20 protein-coding genes are annotated in these 24342 nt (G+C 71.5%); 12 read left to right on the plus strand and 8 right to left on the minus strand.

All coding sequences use genetic code 11. From position 1 onward, the window contains the following. Positions 1 to 22: 22 nt before the first annotated feature. Entirely contained in the window at positions 23 to 1282 is a 1260-nt protein-coding gene (locus WME97_RS49565; RefSeq protein WP_437548309.1) for an alpha/beta hydrolase, read from the plus strand. A gap of 355 nt (positions 1283 to 1637) precedes the next feature. On the opposite strand, the gene xylB is transcribed toward WME97_RS49565, so the two are convergent. The 7 genes from xylB to WME97_RS49600 form a co-directional block, all read right to left on the minus strand. Next, positions 1638 to 3194 (minus strand): xylulokinase, encoded by a 1557-nt coding sequence (xylB, locus tag WME97_RS49570; protein ID WP_437548311.1) that lies wholly within the window; start codon positions 3192 to 3194, stop codon positions 1638 to 1640. A 102-nt stretch (positions 3195 to 3296) separates the two neighbouring features. Continuing rightward, a complete protein-coding gene (locus WME97_RS49575; protein ID WP_437548313.1) occupies positions 3297 to 4307 on the minus strand; it encodes a zinc-dependent alcohol dehydrogenase family protein in 1011 nt (336 codons plus the stop codon). A gap of 153 nt (positions 4308 to 4460) precedes the next feature. Beyond that, positions 4461 to 5459, minus strand: a complete 999-nt coding sequence (locus WME97_RS49580) for a hypothetical protein (protein WP_437548315.1) — start codon at positions 5457 to 5459, stop codon at positions 4461 to 4463. A gap of 124 nt (positions 5460 to 5583) precedes the next feature. Next, positions 5584 to 6249: an LON peptidase substrate-binding domain-containing protein gene (locus WME97_RS49585; protein ID WP_437548317.1), complete on the minus strand. Its 666-nt coding sequence runs from the start codon at positions 6247 to 6249 to the stop codon at positions 5584 to 5586. 127 nt (positions 6250 to 6376) lie between these two features. Then, positions 6377 to 7063 carry an SDR family NAD(P)-dependent oxidoreductase gene (locus WME97_RS49590; protein ID WP_437548318.1) on the minus strand — a complete coding sequence of 229 codons (687 nt, stop codon included), beginning with the start codon at positions 7061 to 7063 and terminating at the stop codon, positions 6377 to 6379. Further along, complete coding sequence (gene folE, locus WME97_RS49595) at positions 7060 to 7635, minus strand: GTP cyclohydrolase I (protein ID WP_437548320.1); 576 nt, start codon at positions 7633 to 7635, stop codon at positions 7060 to 7062. The genes WME97_RS49590 and folE overlap by 4 nt, the downstream gene beginning before the upstream one ends. Positions 7636 to 7645: 10 nt before the next feature. Next, positions 7646 to 8095 (minus strand): DUF2203 domain-containing protein, encoded by a 450-nt coding sequence (locus WME97_RS49600; RefSeq protein WP_437548322.1) that lies wholly within the window; start codon positions 8093 to 8095, stop codon positions 7646 to 7648. Between the two features lie 353 nt (positions 8096 to 8448). Here WME97_RS49600 and WME97_RS49605 point away from each other — a divergent pair, with 353 nt between their 5' ends. The 9 genes from WME97_RS49605 to WME97_RS49645 all read left to right on the plus strand — a co-directional run bounded on the left by WME97_RS49605 (position 8449) and on the right by WME97_RS49645 (position 18330). Next, entirely contained in the window at positions 8449 to 9294 is an 846-nt protein-coding gene (locus WME97_RS49605) for an ABC transporter permease (protein WP_437548323.1), read from the plus strand. A gap of 66 nt (positions 9295 to 9360) precedes the next feature. Next, positions 9361 to 10455 (plus strand): polyamine ABC transporter substrate-binding protein, encoded by a 1095-nt coding sequence (locus tag WME97_RS49610; protein ID WP_437548325.1) that lies wholly within the window; start codon positions 9361 to 9363, stop codon positions 10453 to 10455. Positions 10456 to 10468: 13 nt separating this feature from the next. Beyond that, positions 10469 to 11347 (plus strand): ABC transporter permease, encoded by an 879-nt coding sequence (locus tag WME97_RS49615; protein ID WP_437548327.1) that lies wholly within the window; start codon positions 10469 to 10471, stop codon positions 11345 to 11347. A 100-nt stretch (positions 11348 to 11447) separates the two neighbouring features. Beyond that, positions 11448 to 12533, plus strand: a complete 1086-nt coding sequence (locus tag WME97_RS49620) for an ABC transporter ATP-binding protein (RefSeq protein WP_437548329.1) — start codon at positions 11448 to 11450, stop codon at positions 12531 to 12533. A gap of 137 nt (positions 12534 to 12670) precedes the next feature. Beyond that, positions 12671 to 14533 (plus strand): DUF2330 domain-containing protein, encoded by a 1863-nt coding sequence (locus tag WME97_RS49625; protein WP_437548331.1) that lies wholly within the window; start codon positions 12671 to 12673, stop codon positions 14531 to 14533. A gap of 77 nt (positions 14534 to 14610) precedes the next feature. Further along, positions 14611 to 15195: a Uma2 family endonuclease gene (locus WME97_RS49630; RefSeq protein WP_437548332.1), complete on the plus strand. Its 585-nt coding sequence runs from the start codon at positions 14611 to 14613 to the stop codon at positions 15193 to 15195. 25 nt (positions 15196 to 15220) lie between these two features. Next, on the plus strand, positions 15221 to 16465 hold the full coding sequence (locus WME97_RS49635) for a molybdopterin molybdotransferase MoeA (protein ID WP_437548334.1): 1245 nt from the start codon (positions 15221 to 15223) through the stop codon (positions 16463 to 16465). Between the two features lie 79 nt (positions 16466 to 16544). Continuing rightward, the gene (locus WME97_RS49640; RefSeq protein ID WP_437548336.1) at positions 16545 to 16922 is read left to right on the plus strand and encodes a DUF1304 domain-containing protein; all 378 of its coding nucleotides are present in this window, start codon (positions 16545 to 16547) and stop codon (positions 16920 to 16922) included. Positions 16923 to 17298: 376 nt separating this feature from the next. After that, positions 17299 to 18330, plus strand: a complete 1032-nt coding sequence (locus tag WME97_RS49645; RefSeq protein WP_437548338.1) for a sialate O-acetylesterase — start codon at positions 17299 to 17301, stop codon at positions 18328 to 18330. Between the two features lie 144 nt (positions 18331 to 18474). Here the strand turns inward: WME97_RS49645 and WME97_RS49650 are convergent, their stop codons facing one another. Next, positions 18475 to 21006 (minus strand): TonB-dependent receptor plug domain-containing protein, encoded by a 2532-nt coding sequence (locus tag WME97_RS49650; protein WP_437548340.1) that lies wholly within the window; start codon positions 21004 to 21006, stop codon positions 18475 to 18477. Positions 21007 to 21344: 338 nt separating this feature from the next. Here WME97_RS49650 and WME97_RS49655 point away from each other — a divergent pair, with 338 nt between their 5' ends. Beyond that, positions 21345 to 22919, plus strand: a complete 1575-nt coding sequence (locus WME97_RS49655; RefSeq protein ID WP_437548342.1) for a BNR repeat-containing protein — start codon at positions 21345 to 21347, stop codon at positions 22917 to 22919. Positions 22920 to 23323: 404 nt separating this feature from the next. Further along, positions 23324 to 24292 carry a type II secretion system protein GspC gene (gene gspC, locus WME97_RS49660; protein WP_437548344.1) on the plus strand — a complete coding sequence of 323 codons (969 nt, stop codon included), beginning with the start codon at positions 23324 to 23326 and terminating at the stop codon, positions 24290 to 24292. The last annotated feature ends 50 nt before the right edge of the window (positions 24293 to 24342 follow it).

The following is a 24342-nucleotide window of genomic DNA, read 5'->3' on the forward strand; positions in this document are numbered from 1 at the left end:
CTCGCCCCGTGAACGCTCTGGCATGCCGCCCGGAGCGCTGCCGCGCCCAGGGAATGCCAGGATCGCGCTGATCGCCCTCGTCGTCGCGGGAGCAGTCGGCCTGACGTCCTGGTGGATCGCGCGGCCTGCGGGCGGCCCCGAGGGCTCGCCGCCCGGCCCGACCGCGGAGGCGATGGCCAAGGTGCGCCCGGACATCGAGGCCATGCTTCGCTCCTTCGAGCCGCCGCCGCCCGAGCCTCCCCAGCGCGCGCTCCCCGAGCGCCCCCTCGCGCTCCCGGCTCCGCCCGAGCCGCCCGCGCAGCGCGATGGCCACGATCTCCGCAAGATCGAGCCCGTGCGGCTCTTCATGGAAGCGCGGAGGGCTGCCGCGCACGGCGATTACCAGGCCGCGGCGCAGATCCAGCACTGGGCCGTGGCTGGCGGGGTGGACGGGAAATACGACCTGGCGTGTTATTACGCCCGCGCCGGGCAGCTCGACGCCTCCTTCCACTGGCTGGAGCGCGCTGCGGTCGAGGAGGGCGTCGACCCGGACTGGGCAGCTCTGGACTCCGATCTGGAGGTGCTGCGCAGCGATGCGCGATGGGCGATGGTCTATCCCTACCTGGCGCGGGCCGGGCGCTACTGGGGACAGTCCGGGATCAAGAAGACGCTCCTGGTGCTCCCGAAGGGCTATCGCACCGGCAAGCCGATCCCGGTCGTGATGGGCATGCACGGCCTGGGGTCGCAGCCGGAGGATTTCGTGGACGAGAGCGTCCAGCGCGCCGCCGACGCGCTCTCGGTCGCTTTCGTCTCGGTGAGCGGCACCCTCCCGCGCGGACCACGCAAGTTCGTATGGTCCGAGTCGCCCGCGCGCGACCGCGCGCGGCTCGACGAGGCGCTCGCCGAGGTGCGCGACCGGGTGACCGTTGTCCCCGGCCAGGTGATCCTGATTGGCTTCTCGCAGGGCGGCCAGATGGCCGCCGAGATCGCGGCCCGGGATCCGCGCCACTACGCCGGTGCCGTCGTCATGTCTCCCGGGTCCGTCACCGAGCTCTCGCTCGACGGCGTGCCGCGCTCGCCCGAGCTCGCCCAGCGCCGCTGTGTCGTGGTGGTCGGCGCCGGCGAGTCACCGGGCAATGTCCGGCTCGCCGAGCGCGACGCCACGCGGCTGCGCGCGCTCGGCGCCGAGGTCTTCCACAAGCCCTACGCGGAGCAGCAACAACACTCCTTCCCGCCGGACTTTGACACTGCGCTCCCGATCTGGATTCGCTACATCCTCGGTACGGGCCCGATGCCCCGGTAGCCCGCCGGCTGTGCTGGGCGCGGATGCAGCGCGAGCGGTAGGCGCCCAGAGAGCGGATTCTCCGCGCCGCGTGGCCGATGGGCCGATGTCTGTCGGGTCTGTCTGTTAGATCAGTCGAGTGAGCGGTAGGCGCCCGGAGAGGGGGGTCTCCGCGCGGGGTGGGGGATGGGCCGATGTTTGAGCCTGGGTCATCCCTCCTCCGGCTCCGCCGGAGGAGGGATGACCCAGGCGAGTTCGGCGGGGCCCCCACCCCGCGCGGAGACCCCCCTCTCCGGGCGCCGGGCGACCCGGCAAGCCCTCACGCCCACCGTGACAACGACCGCGTCACCGTGGCCGCCCGGCTCCCATCACCCCATCACGCCAGCCTGCCAAGCTCCCGGAACCGCCCGCGCAGGTCGTTGTAGAGCCCCCGGTACACCGCGTGGATCTCCCGGTACCGCGCCGAGCGCGCCGCGTCCGGCGCGACCCGGGACACGACATGGACGAACGCGTCCGCCGCCTCCTCGACCGACGGGAACAGCCCCGCGCCCGCCGCGCCGAGCAGCGCCGCGCCGTAGGCCGGGCCCTCGGTCGACGTCGTGATCGCCACCGGCGCCTCGAAGACGTCGGCCATCAGCTGGCGCCAGAACGGGCTCCGCGCCCCGCCGCCCGTCAGGCGGATCTCGTCGATCGAGACCGCCGCCGCGCCGTTCGTCTGGCCCACGCCGCGCATCAGATCCAGCGAGTCCGCGAGCCCGAACGTGATGCCCTCCAGCACCGCGCGCGAGAGATCGGCCTTCGTCGTGCGGGCGCTCAGCCCCACGAACGCGCCGCGCGCCGCCGCGTCGTTGTGCGGCGTGCGCTCGCCCATCAGGTACGGCAGGAAGACGACGCCGCCCGCGCCCGGGCGCGCCGTCGACGCCGTGTCCGAGATGATCTCGTACGGATCGACCTTGCGGAGCTCGGCCGCCATGCGCTCCCCGTCGCCGAGGACGTCGCGGTACCAGCGGAGCGCGCCGCCGGCGGCGAGCATCACCCCCATCAGGTAGAAGCGGCCCGGGACCGCGTGGCAGAAGCTGTGGAGCCGCATCTCCGGCTCCACGATCCACGAGTCGGTGTGCGCCAGGATCACGCCGCTCGTGCCGACCGACGCCATCGCCCGGCCGGGGCGCACGATGCCGAGCCCCACAGCGCCCGCCGCGTTGTCCGCGGCGCCCCGCACGACGGGGATGCCCGCCGGCAGCCCCGTCGCGGCCGCGACCTCGGCCTTCAGCTGGCCGAGCGGCGCGTTTGAGGGCGCCGACCGCGGGAACACCGCGCGCGGGACGCCGACCGCCGAGAGGAGCTCGGCGCTGAACGAGCGATCCCCGGGCGAGAACGCCAGCGTGCCGCTCGCGTCGCTGTCGTCCGTCCCGAGCTCGCCCGTCAGCCGCAAGCCCACGAAATCCTTCGGCATGAGCACCGCGCGGACGCGGGCGAACGCCTCGGGCTCGTTCGCTCGCAGCCAGAGCAGCTTCGGCAGCGTGAACCCCTCGAGCGCGCGGTTGCCGACGAGGCGCGCGAGCCCCGCGTCGCCGACCTTCGGGTTCGCGCGGATGGCCTCACACTCGGCCGTGGTGCGCGTGTCACACCACAGGATCGCAGGCCGGATGACCGCCTGCGCCTCGTCCAGCAAGACCGCCGAGTGCATCTGCCCCGTCAGCCCGATCGCGCGCACGTCGTCGCGGCGCGGGCCGAGGGAGCGGGCGAGCTCGCCGAGGGCGCTCAGCGCCGCCGCGGCGAAGTCCTCGGGATCCTGCTCGGCCCACCCGGCGTGCGGCGTGGAGAGCGGGTATTCGCGGTGCGCCGACGCGACCGCCGCGCCGCGCTCCGTTTCGACTGCGATGGCCTTGAGGCCGCTGGTCCCGACGTCGATTCCGATCACGATGGCCATGGAAAGCGTCCTTTTTGCAGTTTCGTCTACTTCGGTGATCTTCGTAACGACTCTTAACTAATCGAGAAAATCGTAAGCTTTGTAAGCGCGCAAGCCGCGCGGCTAGAACACGACCTGGAGCTTCATGGGCGCGGTGCCCTTCTTCATCATCTCGAGGCCGCGCGGGAGCTCCTCGACCGGCATCGCCTCGGAGAGGAGCTTCCTTACGTCGACCGCGCCGCGCTCCATCAGCTTGAATGCCCGGTCGTACGTCCGCCGGATCGCGAAGCTGCCGATGATCTCGAGATCGCGCCGGTAGATCTCGAACGGAGAGATCTCCACCTTGTCCTGCGGCCCACACACGCCGAACACGAGGTACCGGCCGCCGTTCTTGACGTACTGGACCGAGTCGCCGAGCACCCGGGCGATGCCCGTCGCGTCGATCACGACGTCGAAGCCGTAGGGCGCGATCTTCTTGAGCTTCGCCTGGAGCGCGTTGTCGGCGAGCACCACCTCGGTCGCGCCGTGCTGGCGGGCGAGGTCGAGCTTCGACTCGACGACGTCGACAACGGTGACCGCGGCGGCGCCGTTCGCGAGGCTCGCCTGGAGGTGGAGCTGGCCGATCGGGCCGGCGCCGAGGACGAGGACCTCCGAGCCGATCTCGATGCGCGCGCGATCCTGCCCGAAGACGACGCACGCGAGCGGCTCGCAGAACGCGGCCTCGCTGAACGAGACGCGCTCGAAGCGATAACAGTTCTTCGCGGGGACCCGGACGAGCTCGGCGAAGCCGCCGTCGCGCGTCACGCCCACCGCGTTCCACTTCAGGCAGTGGTTCTGCCGGTTGATCATGCAGAAGTGGCACTCTTCGCAGGTCACCGTCGGGTCGACCATCACCCGATCGCCGGGCCGGAGGCCCTCGACCTCGTCGCCCACCGCCGCCACCTCGCCGGCGAGCTCGTGCCCGGGGATCAGCGGGAAGGTCGGGAAGAAATCGCCCTCCCAGATGTGCACGTCGGTGCCGCAGATGCCGCACGCCTTCGCGCGGACGAGGACGTCGCGCGGGCCGATCTGCGGCGGGGCGACGTCATGGCGAACGGCGATCTTCTTCACGGCTTCGAGCACGGCAGCCTTCATGCGAGACCCTCCTTGGGAAGGTCGCATAAGCGGGCCAGCGCCGCGCGTCGAGGGTCGAGGGCCGCCGGCCGCGCCCGCGCCGCCTCGCGCAGCGCCGGGGACCGCCCCGCGCAGCGTCGCACGACGTCGCGCAGGGCGGCCTGACGCGGGACGTCAGGACTTCGTGGCCGGCTTGGACGGGGAGATCGTGCGCCAGAGGAACGCGTAGACGTCCATCAGATCGCGCGGGGCGAGGCCGCGCTCGCGCAGGCGCCGCTCGAGCTCGCGCGCCAGCGATTGCATCCGGGCATACCCCTCGGCGCTCGGCGCGCGATCGTAGGCGAGATTGAAGCCGAGCACGGCGGCCTGCTTCTCGTAGAAGGAGGGCTTCACGAAGACGTGCTCGCCCGGGTAGACGAGCGCGCCGAGGATCGTGACGAGCGGCCACGTGACGACCTTGGCCGCGGCGAGCACGCCGGCCAGCCGATCGAAGCGCGCGGCGTAGTCGCCCGCGCCATAGAGGAGATCCACGACCGCCTCGGCGTAGGCGCGGTGGTGCTCGGCCGGCATCTTGTTGAAGGGGATGAGATCGCCGAGGGGGTGCAGGAGGCCGGTCGCGGCCTTGTGGACCTTGGTGATGCGCTCCATGAAATCGTTCAGGTTGCCCGCCGCGAGCAGCGCCTCGAGCTCGCCCTTGGCGAGGAGCGCGCGCGCGGTCTCGATGGCGCCCTGCTTGAAGGCCTTGCTCTTCTTCTTCCCCACGCTCGCCGGACCCTCGGCCCCCTCGCCCCCGGCGGCGCCTCGTTCCTCGGCGATGAACTGCGGACCCCCGAACCCACCCTCGAACTGCGTCTCGAAGCTCGCGACCTGCTCGTCGAAGCTCGTGACCGGCGGCGCGACGACGCGGGCGCGCTGCTTCTTGGCGGCGGCCGACGGCCGGTCACGGAGACCGCGGATCCTGGCCTCGAGCGCGCTCGCCTCGTCGTCGCCGAGCTGCACCGGCTCGAGCTTCGACCAGAAAGCCTTGGCGATGGAGTGATTGAGGCCATCCTCGAAATCGTAGAAGCGCTTTTCGTCGCGCTCCTCGACGAGGTATCCGAGTCCCCATTGGGGACACCCCGGGTGCTTGACGATGATCGGGGCCGAGGGTTCCGTTGAACGAGAGGTCGCCATAGGCGGCGCAGCCTACTCGATCTTGGGACGACCGCATCCGCCCCGGAGCCCCTTCTGGACCCGTGTTCAGGTGCGCCGCGCCGGCCCATGCGGGCAGGCCGGCGCTTCGGGTCTCATTCGGGTCTCAGTTGACGTCGCGCGCCGCCGAGGCGAGCGCGAGCTGCTGGAGCGCGAGCGCCTCGGTCACGCGGCGCACCCGCGCGACGACGTCGAGGGTCTCCAGCACCGCCTGCCGCTCCCGCGCGTCGAGGATGAGGTGGTGGGCGCAGAGATCCGCGACGAGCGACGTGGCCGCGTCGCGCGGCAGCCGGAACTCGAAATTGCTGTCCCGATCCCGGACGAGCGCCGCGAACGAGGCCGCGGTGGAGATGAGCGCGGCGTGATCCTGGGCCGAGACCTCCCCCGGCTCGTCCTCGAGGACCGTCGCCGCGGCCGTGCGGTACGGCGGCACGAACGGGCGCTCCGCCAGGCGGACCCGGGCGCGGCCCCGCAGCATGATGTTGTAGCGGCCCCCGGGCAGCTCGGCGTGATCGATGATCTCGCCGGCGCCGGCCACCTGCGCGATGGCCGGGTGGCCGTGCGCGTCGACCGCGCGGGGGTCCGTGATGAGGACGACGGAGAGGATGCGGTGCGTCCCGAGGGCGTCGCGCACGAGCGCCCGGTAGCGCGGCTCGAAGATGTGGAGCGGCAGCAGGGCGCCGGGGAAGAGCACCGTCTGCGGCAGCGGGAACAGCGGCAGCTCGGGCAATGCCCCACTGAGGTCGCCCGGGCGCGGAGGCGTCGTGTCCACGGGCCGCAGGGTAGCACGCGGGGGGTCGGGTGTGGCGGCGCCACGCACATGCACACCGGACTCGGCGGTCCGCCGTCGCCGGCCCGCGTTCTGGCGCGCGTTCCGCGGAGGCGAGCGCGGCGCGCCGTCAGCCGAACATCTCGATGGCCGAGCCGGTGACGGCGTCGGGGGCGTCGAGCGCGGCGTACACGAGGAGCCGCGCCACCTCGTCGGCGCTCATCTGCGGGGGGAACCCGCTCCCGACGAGCATGTCGGTGTCGACCGAGCCGGGGAGCACGGCGATGGACTGGAGCCCCGTCCCGCGCAGCTCCTCGGCCAGGCTCTTCGAGAGGCCGATGAGGCCCCACTTGGACGCGGCGTACGACGCGTTGCCGGGGCACGCGAGGGTCGAGGAGATGCTGCCGACGTGGACGAGGCGGCCGCGCCCCTGCTTCAGCATGGCCGGGAGGAACGCGCGCGAGATGAGGAAGGGGCCGCGGAGGTTGACCGCGATCACCTCGTCCCAGGCGGCGGGCGCGGTCTCGTGGACCTTCGCGCCGCGGCTCACGATGCCGGCGTTGTTCACGACGACGCGGGGCGCGCCGAGCCACGCCACCACCTCGGCGGAGGCGCGCGCCACCTGCTCCTCGGAGGCGACGTCGCAGGGGACCGGGAGCGCGGCGACGTCGAGGCGGCGGACCTCGTCGGTGACCTCGTCGAGGCGCGGGCTCGGCGGGCCGAGCAGCGCGATGGAGAGGCCGCGCCGCGCGAGCGCGAGCGCCGTCGCCCGGCCGATCCCGCGGCTCGGCCCGGTGACGACCGCGACGTCGGTCACGCCCTCCCCCCGGAGAGCGCGGCGAGGGCGAGATCGCGCTCGGGGCCTGGCTCGGCGAGCTCGCCGGCGGCGGCGAAGGTCTCGATGAGGGCGCCCGCCTTGCGCTCGCCGCGGGCGATGAGGCACGTGTGCGTCAGCGTGAGCTTGCACAGCGCGCCGCGCGCGCCGAGCTCGCGGACCAGGAGCTCGACGAGCTGCCCGCCGATGCGCTCCTGCAGGGTCAGCCGCCGCGCGAGCGCGTCGAGGACGTGCGCGAGCGTCCCGATGCCGGCGACCCGCGCGCCCGGCAGGTAGACGATGATGCCGGTGCCGTGCCCCGGCAGCAGGTGGTGCGGGCACATCGTGGTCACGGCGAGGTCGCGGGCGATGACGAGGCCGCGCTCGAAGGGGCCTGTCTCCATGGCGCCCTCGCGGAGCACCGCGGCCGCGTCGATGGCCTCGCCTTCTATCAGGTCGTCGGCCCACGCGTCGGCGACCCGCTCGCCCGTGCCCGCGAGGTCCCCCTCGACGTCGCGCCCGAGGGCGCGGAGGAACTCCTCGATCGCCCACGCCGCTCTCTTCCGATCGATCACTGTGGCCTCGTCAGTTGAGCAGCTGCCGGCGCCTCTCGGCGGTGATCGGCTTGCGCCCGGCGTAGCCGGCCTCGAGCCCGTGGTAGTGCTCCACGGCCGGCTCGCCGTAGCGCCAGCAGAGCCAGACGAGGGCGCCGTCGAGGCGCCCGTAGAAGTCGCAGAGGCCGATCCGCTGGTCCTTCACGACGACCCCGAGCTCCTCGATCTCCTGCCACCCGGACTCGTACGCGGCGATCTTCTCCGAGAGCTCGCGCTCGCGGGCCCGCGCCTGCTCGCTGCCGTTGCGCGCCATCTCGATGAGCTGATCCGGCGTCGCGGCCGGGCTCTGCACGGCCTGCACGAGCTCCTGCCAGCAGCGCTCGATATCGCTCGCCAGGGCGAGCTGCCGGCCGATCATCGACGAGAGCCGCGGGACGAGCGCGTTCGCTTCTTCGATCGTCCAGATGCGGGAGGTGCTCACGGGACCTCACCTGAAGGGCGGCGCGACGACCCGGTCATGCAGGGCCGGTAAGCGGAGGAGAGTGCGGTGTCAAGGGCTTCTACGGAAGGAGCCGCCGCGCGCGCTTGCATGCCGCGAGCAGCGCGCGCCCGCCGCATGCTGCGCGCGAGCAGCGCGCGCGGCGAGGGCGCGCTCGGTCGGGCGTGCGGGCGTGCGGGCGTGCGGCCGGTGCAGGCGCGCCCTCGCGAACGACAGCCAGCGTGGCCGCGATCACCTGCGTCGCGCCCTTCCTCTCCACTCGGCAATGTGTTGCGCGCGGCGTTCTGCAAGCGATAAGCTCGCGCGGCGATCCTGTCGGATCGCGAGGCCGCCGCATGCGACTCCGGACGATGTCGGGCATCAAGCTGTCGAATTGGCTCCTTGGCGGCTGGAGCGGGCTCGTCCTCCTCTACCTGTATCTGCCGATCCTGCTCCTCGTCGCCTACTCGTTCAACGACTCGCGGATGAGCGTGGTGTGGGAGGGGTTCACCTTCAAATGGTATCGGCAGCTCTTCGATGAGCTCGTCGCCCACCTGGGCGACGAGCGGCGGTCGCCGCTCATCGAGTCGCTGAGCAACAGCGTGATCATCGCCGCGATCACGACGGCGTTCTCGGTCGCCCTCGGCACGGCGGGCGCCTTCCTGCTCTACCGCTACAGGTTCCCCGCGCTCCGGTCGATCACGACGCTGATCTTCATTCCCATGATCATCCCGGAGATCATCATGGGGATCAGCCTGCTCATCTTCTTCAAGACGGTGCAGCTCGATCTCGGCTTCACGACGGTCATCATCTCGCACGTCACCTTCTGTTTCCCGTTCGTGCTGATCGCCGTCCAGGCGCGGCTCGCGGGGCTCGATCCGTCGCTCGAGGAGGCCGCCCTGGACCTCGGGGCGACGCCGCTCAAGGCGTTCTTCCTGATCCTGGTGCCTTACCTTCTGCCCGCGATCATCTCCGGTGCGCTGATGTCGTTCACGCTGTCGATGGACGAGCTCATCGTCACCTACTTCACCCGCGGGCCCAAGTCCGAGACCTTGCCGATCAAGGTGTTCGGCATGGCGAAGGTCGGTCTGAACCCGATGCTGAACACGATCTCGACGGTGTTCATCGTGGCGACTGCGATGCTCGTCGTGATCGCCGAGTCGCTGAAGGGCACCGCGAGGCGGCTCCCCGACGAGGGCTGAAGGGGAGCGGCGCGCGGCGCGAACGCGGGGGCCTGCGACGGCGCAGGCGAGACAAGGAAAAGGCCAATGAAACGCATCTCAGCGCTCTTGATACTGATGTTCGTCCCGCTCCTCTGCCTCCTCGGCTGCGGGAAGAAGGAGAGCCCGGCGCCGCAGCAGGCGGCTGGCTCGGGGAGCGCCCCGGCGCCCGAGCCGAAGCCGGGTAACGAGCTCAACCTCTTCGGGTGGTCCGAGTACGTCCCGCAGGAGGTCCTGGACGGCTTCACGAAGGAGACGGGGATCAAGGTCAATTACGAGACCTTCGCCTCGAACGAGGAGATGCTGTCGAAGCTCCTCGCGGGGGGCACCCGGTACGACCTCATCCAGCCGTCGGAGTACGCGGTCGAGGCGCTCATCCGGCAGAAGAAGCTGCAGCTGCTCGATCCATCGCGCATCCCGAACCTGAAGAACATCGCGCCCGCGTTCAGGAACCAGCCGCACGACCCGGAGCTCAAGTACTCGGTCCCGTGGATGGCCACGGTCGTGGGCATCGTCGTCAACACCCAGAAGGTGAAGGAGCCCGTGAAGGGCTTCAAGGACGTGTTCCAGCCGAAGTACAAGGGGCGCATCGTGGCCCTGAACGACAACCGGGAGATGGTCTCCTGGGTCATGGTGACGATGGGGATGAACCCCAACGACGTCACGCCGGAGAACCTCGCGAAGATCAAGCCGACCCTGGCGGAGTGGATCAAGCTCGTGAAGGTGTTCGACTCCGACAGCCCGAAGACGGCGCTGCTCAACGGCGACGTCGACATCGGCGTCGTCTGGAGCGGGGAGGCGGCCCTGCTCTACCAGGAGGACAAGGACAAGTTCCAGTTCGTCCTGCCGCAGGAGGGGACACACAAGGCGATCGACAGCCTGGTGATCCCCGACAGCGCCCAGAACAAGATCGGCGCGGAGATGTTCATGAACTACATCCTCCGCCCCGAGGTCAGCAAGCTCATCTCGGACAAGTTCCCCTACACGAACCCCAACGCGGAGGCGCGCAAGCTGCTCACGCCCGAGCAGCTCGCGAACCCGGCGAGCTACCCGCCGCTCGCGGGGATGGAGACGTTCCACGACATCGGCAAGGTGGCCGCGGACGTGGACAAGCTGGTGACCGACCTCAAGGCGTCGCAGTGAGCGGCGGGGCGTCATGAACACGGCCACCGGGCAGGTCGTCGAGCTCCAGGGCGCCCGGCGGAGGCCGGGCGTCCGCGGGTGGCTGCTGCTCGCCCCGCTCTTGCTCTGGCTCTTCGCCTTCGTCGTGGCGCCCACCGCGATCATGTTCGTCTACAGCTTCTGCGAGCGGGACGAGCTCGGGCAGGTGGTCTTCGAGCTCTCGCTGTCGAGCTACGCCCGGGTCTTCGACCCGACCTACCTCAAGATCCTGCTGAGCTCGATCAAGTACGCCGCCATCACCACGGCGATCTGCCTCGTCGCGGGCTATCCGGTGGCGTACTTCATCGGGCGGGCGAGGGAGGGCGTCCGGAACCGGCTGCTCATGCTGGTGATGGTGCCGTTCTGGACGAGCTTCCTCATCCGGACCTATGCGTGGATGTCGATCCTCAAGTCGGAGGGGCTCCTCAACGGGCTCCTCCTCTACCTGCGGATCATCTCGACCCCCCTCGACATCATGTACACGCCGACGGCGGTGGTCATCGGCCTCGTCTACTCGTATTTGCCGTTCATGATCCTGCCCATCTACGGGAGCGTCGAGAAGCTCGACAACGCCCTGATCGAGGCGGCGTTCGATCTCGGCGCGGGGCCCGTGTCCGCGTTCTCGCACGTCATCGTCCCGCTCACCCGCCCGGGCATCCTCGCGGGCGTCCTGCTCGTGTTCATCCCGGCGCTCGGGATGTTCGCGATCACCGATCTCATGGGGGGATCGCGCGTGCCGATGATCGGCAACGTCATCCAGAACCAGTTCGGTCAGGCGCGCGACTGGCCCTTCGGCGCCGCGCTCGGCATGGCGCTCCTGCTCCTGTTCTCGCTCTTCTTCCTGCTCGGCCTGCGCAAGGAGCCGGAGGCCTGATGCGGCGCCGTCGCGCGGGGTGGCCCAGCGCCGCTCGTCTTCGCCTCTTCCGCCTCTCCCGCCACCCCCGCGCGCTTTGCCGGCCCTCCGAGGTGAATCGATGGATGTGATGGTCGAGCTCCGCGCGGTCACCAAGCGATTCGGCGCCTTCCACGCCGTGAGCGAGGTCGACCTCCAGATCAGGGCGGGCGAGTTCATCACCCTCCTCGGCCCCTCGGGGTGCGGAAAGACGACGCTGCTCCGGATGATCTCGGGCTTCGAGACGCCGTCGAGCGGCGCCGTCTTGCTGGAGGGGAAGGACGTCACGCACGAGCCGCCGTACCGCCGGGACGTGAACCAGGTGTTCCAGAGCTACGCGCTGTTCCCTCACATGACCGTGCAGGAGAACATCGGCTTCGGGCTGCGGATGAAGAAGGTGCCCCGGGCGGAGATCGACGAGCGGGTCCGGGCCGCGGTCGCGATGGTGTCGCTCGGGGGGATGGAGGAGCGCAAGCCGTCGCAGCTGTCCGGCGGGCAGCGGCAGCGGGTCGCGCTCGCGCGGGCCATCGTGTGCCGCCCGAAGGTCCTGCTGCTCGACGAGCCCCTCTCGGCGCTGGACGCGAAGCTCCGGCACGCCATGCAGGTGGAGCTCAAGGCGCTGCAAAAGAAGCTCGGGATCACCTTCGTGTTCGTGACCCACGACCAGGAAGAGGCGCTCACCATGAGCGACCGCATCGCCGTGATCAACAAGGGCCGGATCGAGCAGCTCGGCGACGCGTCGCAGATCTACCACCGCCCCAAGACGACGTTCGTCGCGAGCTTCATCGGCCAGGCCAACATCCTCCGCGCGACCGTCCTCTCGCGGAGCGGCGAGCGGGCGCGGGTCCAGCTCGACGGGGGGCTCGAGCTCCTCGTCAACGCCGAGCACCTGGCGGGCGGGGCCGGGAGCACCCTTGTCTCCATCCGGCCGGAGAAGATCGCGCTCCGCAGGGAGCCGCAGGGCGCGCCGGAGAACCGCTTCGAGGCGCGCGTCGAGGACGAGCTGTTCAAGGGCGCCACCGACCAGCTGCGCCTCCGGACCGACGCCGGCCTCGCGCTCACGGCGGTGGTCGCCAACGAGAGCTCCGGCCAGGCGGCGCTGCACGTCGGAGACCGGGTGTTCTGCCACCTCCACCCTGACGACATCGTGATCGTCCACGAGGGGTGATCCTCGCCGGTCGGCCGTCGCGCCTGTGTGGCGCCGGGGCGTCGTGAACCGCCGTTCTCAGCCGGACGCGGCCGCGTGGAAGTTGGGCTCGAACAAGGCGTACTCTGCAGGGCATGCTGCTTGCCAATCGGCCTCGCATGCCCCGACGGTCGCTTGCGGTCGCTCTTTCTTCCTCGGTCCTTCTCTCGCTCTCCGGCGACGCCCTCGCCACGGGGGCGTGGTTGCCCGGCGCCGGACAGGCGTCGGTCGAGCAGCGCGTCGCCGTCGCGGCCGGGCCGGAGCGCACGACGCTCTGGACGAGCCTGCGGTTCCAGGGCGCGAGCGGGCCCGTGGCCCTCGTCGTTCCGGTGCCGCCGCTCGCCGCGCTCGACATGAGCTCGGACGCGTGGTTCGAGGCGCTCGAGGCGGCGACGGCGCCCCGGGTGCTCCCGCCCCAGGGCGTCGACCCGTACTGTCCAGGGGACGCGGGCGCGCCGAACCCCTTCGAGACGATCGGGCGGCTCGCCCACGAGGCCACGCTCGAGCCGGTCGAGGTGACGGTGCTCGAGGACGCCGACGCGGTCGAGCGCTGGGCGGCGTCGGCCGGGCTCGCGCTGTCCTCCGACGTGGCCGCGCAGCTCGGGGGTCTGCAAGGGATGCGGTTCGCGGCGGCCCGCTTCGACGCTCCCGGTGGCGCGGCGGTCACGAGGACGCTGCGCATCGCCATGGGCGGCGGCGAGCCGATCCTGCCGCTGTCGCTGGCCGCGGCGGGCGCAGGCGACGTGCAGGTGACGGCGTGGCTGCTCGGCGACGGCCGGGGCGCGCTCTCGGGCGCGGCGCCGGTGACGCTCCCGCCGGCCTCGCTGAGCTGGGACGCGAGCGCGCAGCGCAGCGATTACACGGAGCTCCGCGCCGGGGCCCTCGGCCAGGCGGGGCTCCACGGGGCGCTCGTCGAGGGCGCGGGCCACGAGGCGCTGAGCCGCCGCATCTCCCTCGGCAGCGACAGCGTGGACAGCGTGATCGAGGCCTATTTCGCGCGCGCGAGCGCGTACGGCGACATCGGCGATGCGCCGGGCACGTGCGCCGCGGTCGCCGCGGCCGCGCTGGAGTCGAGCCTCAAGGTCGCCGCGAGCTGCCCGCGCGCCGCGCACGGCGTGGTCGACGGCGCGCTGGACTGCGCGGAGTCGCCCCGGAGGGACGAAGTCGATCCCGACCTCCTGCGCTGCGGTCCGGCCACCGACGATCTCGCGGTGGGGCTCTCCGGGCTCGCGCCGTCGTCCGTGTGGCTGACCCGCGTCTCGCTCCGGCTCGCGGCCGGGCAGCCGGGCGCGGACTGGCCGCTGACCTTCGGGGAGGGCTCCGCGATCTCGCCGGTCGTGAGGGCCGGGCGCGTCCTCGTGGACGAGTGCTCCGGCGAGGGCGGCGCGGGCGGCTCGTCGGGCGTGGGCGGGCCCGACGGCCTGGGCGGCGGGCCGGGCAGCGGCGGATCGCGCCCGACCAGCGGCTCGTCCGGCGCCGGGAACCCGCCGCCGGACGATGACGACTACTACGACGAGCCGGCCGCCGACGTGGGCTGCGGCTGCTCCGGCACCGCCGATACGGTGGTCGTGGATGACACCGATCCGCAGGACGTCGACGACGACGAGTACTACGCGGAGGACGACGGCTGCAGCGGGGACACGAGCGAGCCGGCGCCCGAGGACGAGTACTACGCAGAGGACGACGGCTGCAGCGGAGACACGAGCGAGTCCAAGGACGAGTATTACGCGGAAGACGATGGCTGCAGCGGGGACACGAGCGAGTCCGAGGACGAGTACTACGCGGAGGACGACGGCTGCAGCGGGGACACCGACGACTCCGCCGAGTCGGAGGACTGCTCGATCGCGGGCGAGCGGCAGTCGAGCGCCCGGAAGAAGCGCGGGCCGAAGCTGTCGGTGATGGCGCTCGGGATGTTTGCGCTGATCGCGCCCCTCCGCCGCGCGAGCCGGCCGCGGAAGGGCGGCGGGCGCGGCGGGCGGTAGGCCGCGCGGCGGCGCTCCGGGAGGGGGGCGCACCGGAGGGGCGGTTCCCGTGGCATACTCCCGGGCGAGGTCATGACGTGAACGCGCCCGCCCGCCGGCTCTCCTTCACCTACGCCGAGTACCTCGAGCAGGAGCGGGCGAGCCCGACGAAGCGCGAGTTCCTCGGCGGCGAGATCTTCGACATGGCCGGCGGCACGCCGGAGCACGCGCGGCTCGCGGCGCGGGTGACCGTGGCGCTCGGCGCGCAGCTCGGCCGGCGCCCCTGCGAGGTGTTCTCGTCCGACCTCCGCGTGCGCGTGCGCGCCACGGACCTCGCCACCTACCCCGATGTGAGCGTCGTCTGCGGCCCGATCGCGCGTGATCCCGAGGACAGGGACGCGGTGGTCAACCCGCTGGTGCTCGTCGAGGTGCTGTCGGACTCCTCGGAGGCGTACGATCGGGGAGAGAAGTTCGCGCACTACCGCCGGATCCCCTCGCTGCGGGAGTACGTCCTGGTCTCCCAGGCGCACCGGAGGATCGAGGTCTTCCGGCGCAACGAGGACGGCACGTGGACGCTCTACGAGGCCGGGCCCGGCGAGCGCGCGCGGCTCGCGTCGATCGACGCCCTGCTCGATGTGGACGAGGTGTACCGGGGCGCGCTCGAGGCCTCCGCGGCGGTCTGAGCGGCCGTCGTTCCACGGAGAGCCGATGCGCGACGTCCGGATGCGGGGTTTTCGCGAGCACACGGCGGTCGAGCGCGCGCTCGAGGTCCTGGAGCGGCGGATCCAGCGGCTCGGCGACGAGCTGGTCCCGATCGCCGAGGCGGTCGGGCGGGTGGCGGCGGAGCCCGTGCGCGCGCGGATCAGCGTGCCCCACTTCGTCCGCGCGGCCATGGACGGGTATGCGCTGCTCGGCGAGGCGACCGCCGGCGCGGCTGCTTCCGCGCCGGTGGAGCTCGCGCTCGTGGGCGCGTCGTTCCCCGGGCGCCCGCACGCGGGCGCGATCCGCCGGGGCGAGGCCGTGCGGATCACGACCGGCGCGCCGGTGCCGGAGGGCGCGGACGCGGTGCTGGTGGCGGAGCGCGCCGAGGAGGGCGCGGGCCGCGACGGGGCGGCGGTCGTGCGGGCGCGCGAGCCGGTGCCGTCCGGCAAGCACGTCGCGAAGATCGGCGAGGATGTGCTGGAGGGCGCGGAGGTCGTGCCGGCGGGGCGCCGGCTGCGCCCGCAGGACGTCGGCGTGCTCGCCTCGACCGGGGTCGCCGAGGTGCGCGTGGCGCGCAGGCCGTCGGTGCGGATCCTGATCACGGGCGACGAGCTCCTGCCGCCGGGGAGCGCGCCGAGCGGGGCGTGCATCGTCGACACGAACAGCCTGGTGCTCTCGGCGCTCGCGCGGCGTGACGGCGCGGAGGACATCGCCGTCGCGTACGTCCCCGACCGGCGCGAGGCGGTGCGGGGCGCCCTCGAGGCGGCGGGCGGGGACGTGGTGCTGGTCTCCGGCGGGTCGTCGGTCGGCTCGGAGGACCATGCGCCGCTCGTGCTCGCGGAGCTGGGTGAGGTCGTGGTCCACGGCGTCGCGATGCGCCCCGCGAAGCCCGCCGGGTTCGGCTTCCTGCCCGGAGGGCGGGCGGTGTTCCTGCTGCCGGGCAACCCGGTGTCGTGCCTCTGCGCCTACGAGTTCTTCGCCGGCCCGTCGATCCGCGCCCTCGGCGGCCTGCCGCGCGCGTGGCCCCACCGGCGGCGGCGGTGCGTGGTGGCGAGCGAGATCGTCTCCCAGCCGGGGCGCGTCGATTACGTGAGGGTGCGTGTCGAGGGAGATCGGGTGTTTCCGATCGCGACGAGCGGCGCGTCCATCCTGTCGTCGACGACGCGCGCGGACGGCGTGGTCATCGTGCAGGCCGAGGAGGCGGTGATCGGCGAGGGCGCCGAGGTCGAGGTGCTGCTCTACGACGCGTGAGGCGGGGAGGGGCGCCGCGCTCGGAGCACGCTTCGGGGACCTCCGGTGGCGCCGCGGCACGCGTGTTAAGGTGCGCCGTATGCTGCTCGCTTCTCGGATCGTCGTCACGTTGATCGGAGTCCTTCACATCTACATCCTCATCCTGGAGATGTTCTTGTGGCGCACGGAACGAGCGTACAAAGCGTTCGGTACGACCCCCGAGGTCGCCGCGATCACCGCGCCGCTGGCGGCCAACCAGGGGCTCTACAACGGATTCCTCGCCGCGGGCCTGCTCTGGGGCGTCATCCATCCGAACAGGGTCTTTGCATGGCAAATCCAGGCCTTCTTCCTCCTCTGCGTGGCCGTCGCCGGTGTCTACGGCGCCGCGACGGCAAAGCGATCCATCCTGTTCGTGCAGACCGTCCCGTCGGCCATCGGCCTCGCCTTGGTCCTGCTCGCCAATCAGGTGGGTGGCTGAAGCGGCTCGGCCGGCGGTGTCCGCGCAGCGGCGCGCCGCGGCACCCAACCCGGGACGCAGCGCGCCCGTTTCAAATTTCCGCGGTCCCGGACCGTGAAATCGCTTCGCTTCGAGAGGACCGGTCGGCGCTCGAGGCGCACCCAAGGACGAACTCCGCCGATGATGGAAGAATCCATCGATGGTGGCCTTCTCCTCTCGTCGTCCCAAGCCGAATCCTGGATGCCAGGCTCCCGAGTTGCGATAGATTGGGCGCGATAGGTTGGGCCTCGGCGCTGAGCTCTTCGCGGGCGAGGTTCGTCCTGCCGACATCGCACCGGCGGCCCACCGATTCCGCCCTTCCGTTCTGATCGCGCCTCGGCGCGACGAGGTAACGACCATGACCCAGATGAACCGCACACTCCGAGGCACTGCCAGATTCCTACTCCTCCCATTCCTCGCCATCCTCGCCGCGTCCGGATGTGGAGAGTCCTCCCCGCCCGGCTCGACCGGTGATGTCGACAACACAGGGGGGGCCGGTCCGGGGACCGGAGGCGCCGCGGCGGGCAGCACGAGCGCGGGAACCGGAGGAGGCGCCGCGACGAGCAGCTCGAGCGCGGGGACCGGAGGCGCCGCGACGAGCAGCTCGAGCGCGGGGACCGGAGGCGCCGCGGCGGGCGTGACCGGATCGGGCAGCGGCGGGGAAGGCGCCGGAGGCGCGCCGAGCTCGGGCCCGACGTTCCACATCTTCATGCTCATGGGCCAGTCGAACATGGCTGGCGTCGCGGACAAGCAGGCCAGCGACCAGAACTCCGACCAGCGGCTCAAGGTCCTCGGCGGATGCAACCAGCCGGCCGGACAGTGGAACGTGGCGAATCCGCCGCTCAGCGATTGCCCTGGTGAGAAGGGGTGGAACCTGTCGACGTCGGTCGACCCCGGCATCTGGTTCGGCAAGACCCTGCTCGGAAAGCTGCCTGAGGGGGATACGATCGGGCTGGTCGGTACCGCTGAGAGCGGCGAGTCGATCAACACGTTCATCTCTGGTGGCTCGCATCACCAGATGATCTTGAACAAGATCGCCAAGGCGAAGACGGCCCCGAATGCGCGGTTCGCGGGCATCATCTTCCACCAGGGTGAGTCCGACAACGGCCAGAGCTCATGGCCCGGCAAGGTCGTTCAGCTCTATAACGAGGTGAAAGAGGCCTGGGGTGTCGACTACGACGTTCCCTTCATCCTCGGAGAGCTCCCCGCGGGCGGGTGCTGCAGCGGTCACAACAACCTCGTGCGCCAGGCGGCCGACATGCTGCCTGATGGATACTGGGTCTCTCAGGACGGGACCAAGGTCATGGATCAGTACCACTTCGATCATGCGTCCGTCGTCCTCATGGGCACGCGTTATGGTGAGAAGATGATCGAAGCCTTGAAGTGGTGACCTGAGGCATCCCCGCATGTTGACCTCGCCGAGGAGAGCTGCGGTGACTGCGCCTGCCGTGGTCGGTTGACCCTGAAGCATCCTCTTCTCCCGCCGGAGCGGGCGCGGGCCGCCGCCAGCCTGGGGCGCCGCGCCTCCGGGGCGTCAGAACCCGCCCTCCAGGCCGAAGTTCGGGACGGTGACAGGCCCGAACGTCGTCGGCTCGCACGACGAGAACGCATCGCACATCCCCGGCAGGGTCTCCTTCGATAACGTCGTGTTGAGCACGTCGAGGACGACCGCCAGCCAGCCCGACTTCCCGATCGACCAGCGCTTCTCCAGGCGGACGTCGAGGCGGAAGAACGGCGGCAGCCGCTCCCACCGCGGCGCTCCGCCGGCGAGGGATCCGGAGCCTCCGGGGACGCCGCTGATCGGCGGGAGCGTCGCGCCGCCGACCCTCTGGGGGAGCCCCGAGTAGAACACGAAGCGCCCGCCAGCCCTGTACCCGCGACCGAGGTCGTAGGTCAGCGCGACGTTCGCCACGTGGGTCCGGTCGAACGAGCTCACTTGCCGGCTTCGGCCGATGCTCCGCGTGGAGCGCGACAGCGTGTACGACGCGAACCCGCCGACGCGCCGCGTGAGCCGCCGGTGGGCCGACAGCTCCACGCCGGTCGCGGCGCCGAGCGCGCGGAGCGTGAAGGCGTCCTCGACCGACTCGAGGCCCAGCGAGCCGAGCGCGTCGGTCATGTTGAAGAACGCGTTGTGGAACACCGAGACCGTGGCCGTGATGTCCTCCGGCAGCGCGAGCTCGACGCCGGCGCTCGACTGGAAGCTCCGCTGGAGGCCGTCCTTGAGGGCCGGGCGGAAGCCGGGGATCGGGACGACGAAGCTCGGCAGCTGGGAGGCGATGCCGTGCGCCTGCACGAACGTTACCCCGCGCCCGAGCGAGAGCCGCGCCGAGAGCCGCGGATCGACGGCGAGCGCGACCGTGTCGTCCGAGTGGTAGAGATCGAGCCGGAGCCCGGGGGTGATGCGCAGGCGCGGGGTGATCGCGATGTCCGACTCGATGTAGCCGCCCACCGTGAGGTCGACGCGGCTCAAGAGGAGATCGTCGACGGGGACGTCGTCGTCATCGCCCGGAGGGCCGCCGGCGCCGGTCCCGAGATCGAGCTCGTTGTCGTCGACCACGGCGTCGATGCCGGCGCGGATCGTGGTCTCGTCGCGCAGCCGGTGAGCGAGCGAGAGGCGCGCGCCGAGGCTCCGCGTCAGCGCTTTCTGGCCGTCCCCGATCCCCGTCTCGTCGTGGCCGAGCGTCAGCGCGCCGCGCAGCGCGCTGCCCTGGCCATAGGCATGGTCGTACCGGAGATCGAGCCGGTGAAATGTCGTGTCGAAGAGGGTCGTCTCCTCGCCGTCTTCGTCGCTCGCGAGGAAGTCGTGGGCGCCGAACGCGAAGAGGCTCACCCGGCCTTCCGGGACGACCTCGTAGGACAGCCGGGCCTGGTAATCCCAGTAATCGAGCGCGACCTCGGGGGCGGCGAGCGAGAGGAGCAACGCCGTGTACGAGTAGCGGCCGCCCACGAGCGCGACCCCTCGGTTTCCGGCGAAGGGGCCCTCGACGAGCCCGCCCACGTCGACGAGCCGCAGCATGCCCTCACCGTGCCAGTACGGGAGCGGCGGCGTCGTCTCGCCCGAGACGATGCCGCCGGCGTACCGACCGTGACGCGCGGGGTAGCCGCCAGGGTAGAGATCGACGCGATCGACGATGCCGGGATGGACCACCGAGGGCCCGAGCCCGAGGTGATAGAGGTAGGGGACGCGGATGCCGTCGAGGAAATAGCCGACGTTGCCCGGCGGTGAGCCGCGAACGTAGAAGAACGGCAGCCCCGAGACGATGGGGGTCACCCCGGGGAGCACCTCGAGGGCGCGGAAGGGGTCGCCGAACGCGCCAGGGACGATCCTGACCTCGCCGCGGCTCAAGCTGGAGACGCCGGGCGCCGGTTGCTCGCCGCGCACGGTGACCTCGATCGCGCGCGGCGCGCTCGGCGCCGGCCCGGCTGCCGTGGCCGGGCGCTCCGGCGCGGGCGCGGAGGCGCCGGGCGGCGCGGTTGCGGAGGCGCCGGGCGGCGCGGGTGATGCGGCTTCGGTGAAGCGGACCTCGACGCGGATCCTGGCGGCGACCGGCGCGCCGCTCCTGGTGGCCGGCGCGAAGCGGAACGCCGTTGCGGCGGCCACGGCGGCCGATGCGAACGGCTCCACGCCATCCTCGGCGACCGCGGAGCGGACGGTCCCGTCCGCGTTGACCGTGAGGACGAGGCGGACCGTCGCGTCACCATGCGCCCCAGCAGGGTAGTCGGCGCCGAGCGGCGTGAGCGGTGTGGGCGGGACGAGCGCTGCCGGCGGCGCATCGGGGGGCGGCGCCGCCGGCGGCGCATCGGGGGGCGGCGCCGCCGGCGGCGCATCGCCGGACGGCTTCGAAGGCGGCGCATCGCCGGACGGCTCCGCAGGCGGCTTTGCATGGGGCAGCGGCGTGTCGGGCGCGGCGGCGGCGAGGCACGGCGCGAGCGCGCTCGCGAGCAGCGCTGCGGCTGCCGTGGATCGCCGGAGGAAGCGCATCGCCGCGCCGCGGAGGGGCCGCTCAGCGAGGACCAGCGCGGGGCGATGCGCCGCAGAGCGTTGCGGCCAAGTGATCGAAATCATGTGATTTTTATGTAAACGGCGCTCGCGCCGACGTCCTGATGGGCTCCCCGGGGAACCGGTCGATCGGATCGCTCTCGTCGGATCGGGGTGTTCCGGAGGACGACCGCCAGCTTCTGCCATGATCTACGCCGAACGACCGCTCACTTCCCCCTCACCGGCTCGAACAGCACGTTGCGCTGCCAGGTCTTCCTGTGGAGCGTCCACTTCGGACCGCTCTGGTCGGTGGGCGATGACAGCGCAATGCGATTGCTGGAGCGCTGTTTGCCGCGAATCCTTCAACGACCACCGCTTGCCTCGCTTGGTACCGCCGTCGTGCGGCAGTATCCTCGGGCAAACGCATGACCCTCCGACTTATCTTCTCCCTCCTGCCCGTCCTTGCGCCGGTCGCCTGGCTGACGGGCTGCAGCGACGGCGAGCGCCCCTCGACGCCCGAATCGTCGACGTCCTCAGGCTCAGGCGGCGCGAACCCGGGCGGCGGCGGCGCGGTGGCGACGACCTCCGAGGCCACCGGCGCGGGGGGCGGCGCGACGACCGGCGGCACGACGACCGGCGGCGCGACGATCGGCAGCACGACCGTCAGCAGCACGACGACCGGGGGCGGCGGGGCGGAGCCCGTCGCGCCGGGGATCGTCAAGCTCGGCGAGGGAAAGCTCGCGGAGTCGGGGCTCACCGTGGTGTCCTACGGCGGCTACCTGAACGGCGAGTCGTTCCAGCAGGACGCGATCGTGTCGTTCGGCGGCTTCCAGTACACCGCCTTCTGGAACACCAACCGCAACGTCGTCCTTGCGCGACGCCGGCTGCCGGCGAGCGCCGGCGGAGCGGCAGGCGCCTGGGAGAAGTTCGACTTCAAGGATTATCGGCTGAGCGCCGACGACGCCCACAACACGATCTCTCTCGGGATCGCGCCAGGCGACGGCACGCTGCACCTCGCGTTCGATCACCACGGCAGCAACCTGCACTACCGCCGCTCGGTCACGGGTCTCCTGACGGACCCGGAAGGCGCGGCCTGGGCTGCCTCGAGCTTCGGCGCCGTCTCGAGCGCGCTCGTCGGATCGACCCGCGTGTCCCTCGTGACGTACCCGCGGTTCGTCACCGAGCCCGGCGGGGACAGGATGCTCCTGAGCGCCCGGATCGGCGAGAGCGGCAGCGGCGACGAGCACCTGTGGGAGTACGACGCCACGACGCACGCCTGGACCGCGCTCGGCGAGTACATCGAGGGCACCGACGCCAGCATGAACGCCTACCTGCACGGCCTGACGTACACGCGCGGCGGCTCGCGCCTGCACGCGGCGTGGTGCTGGCGGGACACGCCCGACGCGACGACCAACCACGATCTCCTGTACGTCTACAGCGACGATCACGGGCGCACATGGAAGAACAACGCTGGCGCCACGGTCGCGACGACCGGCGCCTCCTTCGTCTCGCTGCGCACCGAGGGCCTGTCCGTGTGGCCTATCGGCCAGAACCGAGGGCTCATCAACCAGGAACACATGACGGTCGACGCGAGCGGCCGCGTCCATGTGCTGCTCTCGCACCTCCCCGACGCCGAGGCCGACAATTCGAACTTCACAAGCGCCCGGACACGCAGCGAGTTCTTCCATTATCTCCGCGACACCGACGGGACCTGGGCGCGCCACGGCATCGGCCTGAGGGTGGTCCAGAACTTCCGGGGCAAGCTCGCGATCTCCTCCACCGAAAACGTCTATGCGATCCTCCCCGATCTCCGCATCGCCGGCGCCTCCCCGAGCGACGGTTACGCGACCTGGACGCTCCTCGACGCCGCCGACTCGGGCCGGTTCTTCTCCGATCCTCTGATCGACGCCGCCCGGCTCGAGACCTCGGACGAGCTCACCGTGTACTACCCAGCGCGGAGCTCCGTGGACATCTGGGGCCTGGAGTACACGCTCCGCTGAGCCGCGCGAAGGGCGCTCCTCGGTCCCCGAGCGCGCGCTTCACGGCCCCGTTCCCCAGGGCGAGCGCGCGGGCTCGCTCGTCGCGCCGTCCCCGTTGCCCGCCAGCTCTCCTCTGATCGACGGATCTTCCGGTTGTTCCACCGGGCGGCACGCGTGATGCTCGCGGGGCGCGCTCCGCGTCCGTATCGGACGAGCCGCGACCGGCGCTGAGCGGTCCAGTCAGAGCGGCAGTCCCTGCTCCATGGGGACGCGCGTCGCGCTCGCTCTCGCGCAGGCACGCTCGGTGCTCGCCCTGAGGCGCGGTCTTGCCGGTGGCGAGGGCGTGCACTGCCGCGAACGCCGCGGCGGCAAGGGACACTCGCGCAGCGAGCCCCGGCGCGCTCCGGCCAGGAGGAGCGTTACTCATGAACCCGGACGCGTTCGTCAAGCGCCGATTCGCATTCATCCTTGGAGGAATGGTCGCGGTCTCCGCGTATTTTCAGGCCTCCGGGGTATCTCAGCTCGTCGCTCACCAGATCACGCGGGACGGCGAGGCCTCCGCCCCCCTCGTCATGGATCCGGTCGACGTGCCGCCCTCCGACGATCCCCCGCCGAGCGCGGCGCCGATCCTGGAGCGCAATCCGTTCGACTCGACGACAGGGCCGCTCGTACCCCCGCCGAGCGCCGCGCCCGCCGGCCCGGCGGACCTCTCGCAGCTCGACCCCTACCTCGCTCCACCCTGCGATACAGGCCGCGTCGTGCTGATCGCCATGTCCGAGGACCCCGAATGGTCGTTCGCCGCCGTCGAGAGCGACGGCGGACACACGGCGCTCGGGCGGCGAGGCGGAGAGATCGCCGGCCGCAAGGTCGAGGACATCGCCTGGGATCGGGTGTGGATGACCTCGACCTCGGGGGGCGCGCGGTGCCAGATGCAGCTCGGCAAGAAGGGCGGAGAGGGCGGCAAGAAGGAGCCCGAGCCGCAGGCGGCAGCGCCGGCTCCGTCCCGCGCGACGTACCGCCCGAGCAGCAAGAGCGATGTCCCGCCCGAGATCGCCTCGCGGATGCAGCGGGTGAGCGACACGGAGATCGACATCGATCGCTCGGCGGCCGAGAAGATCTTCGCGCAGCCCGAGCTCGTGACCCAGACCTCGGCGGCGATACCGGAGATGCGGGACAACAAGGTGGTCGGGCTGAAGATGATGGTCAAGCCCGGCTCGGTGCTCGAGTCGTTCGGGGTGCAGAGCGGCGATATCGTGAAGTCGATCAACGGCATCGACCTGACCGACCCACAGAAGGCCATGCTGGCCTACTCGCGCATGCGCTCCGACAAGAGCCTTTCCGTCGTCGTCGAGCGCGACGGTCGCCCGACGAGGCTCAGGGTCAACGTCCGCTGAGGCGAGGAGGCAGGCCCGGCCGGTCGCCGCGCCCCGCGCAGGAGCGGGGC

It is taken from the genome of Sorangium sp. So ce367 (genome assembly GCF_051520455.1).
GTDB classification, from domain to species: Bacteria; Myxococcota_A; Polyangia; order Polyangiales; family Polyangiaceae; genus Sorangium; species Sorangium cellulosum_B.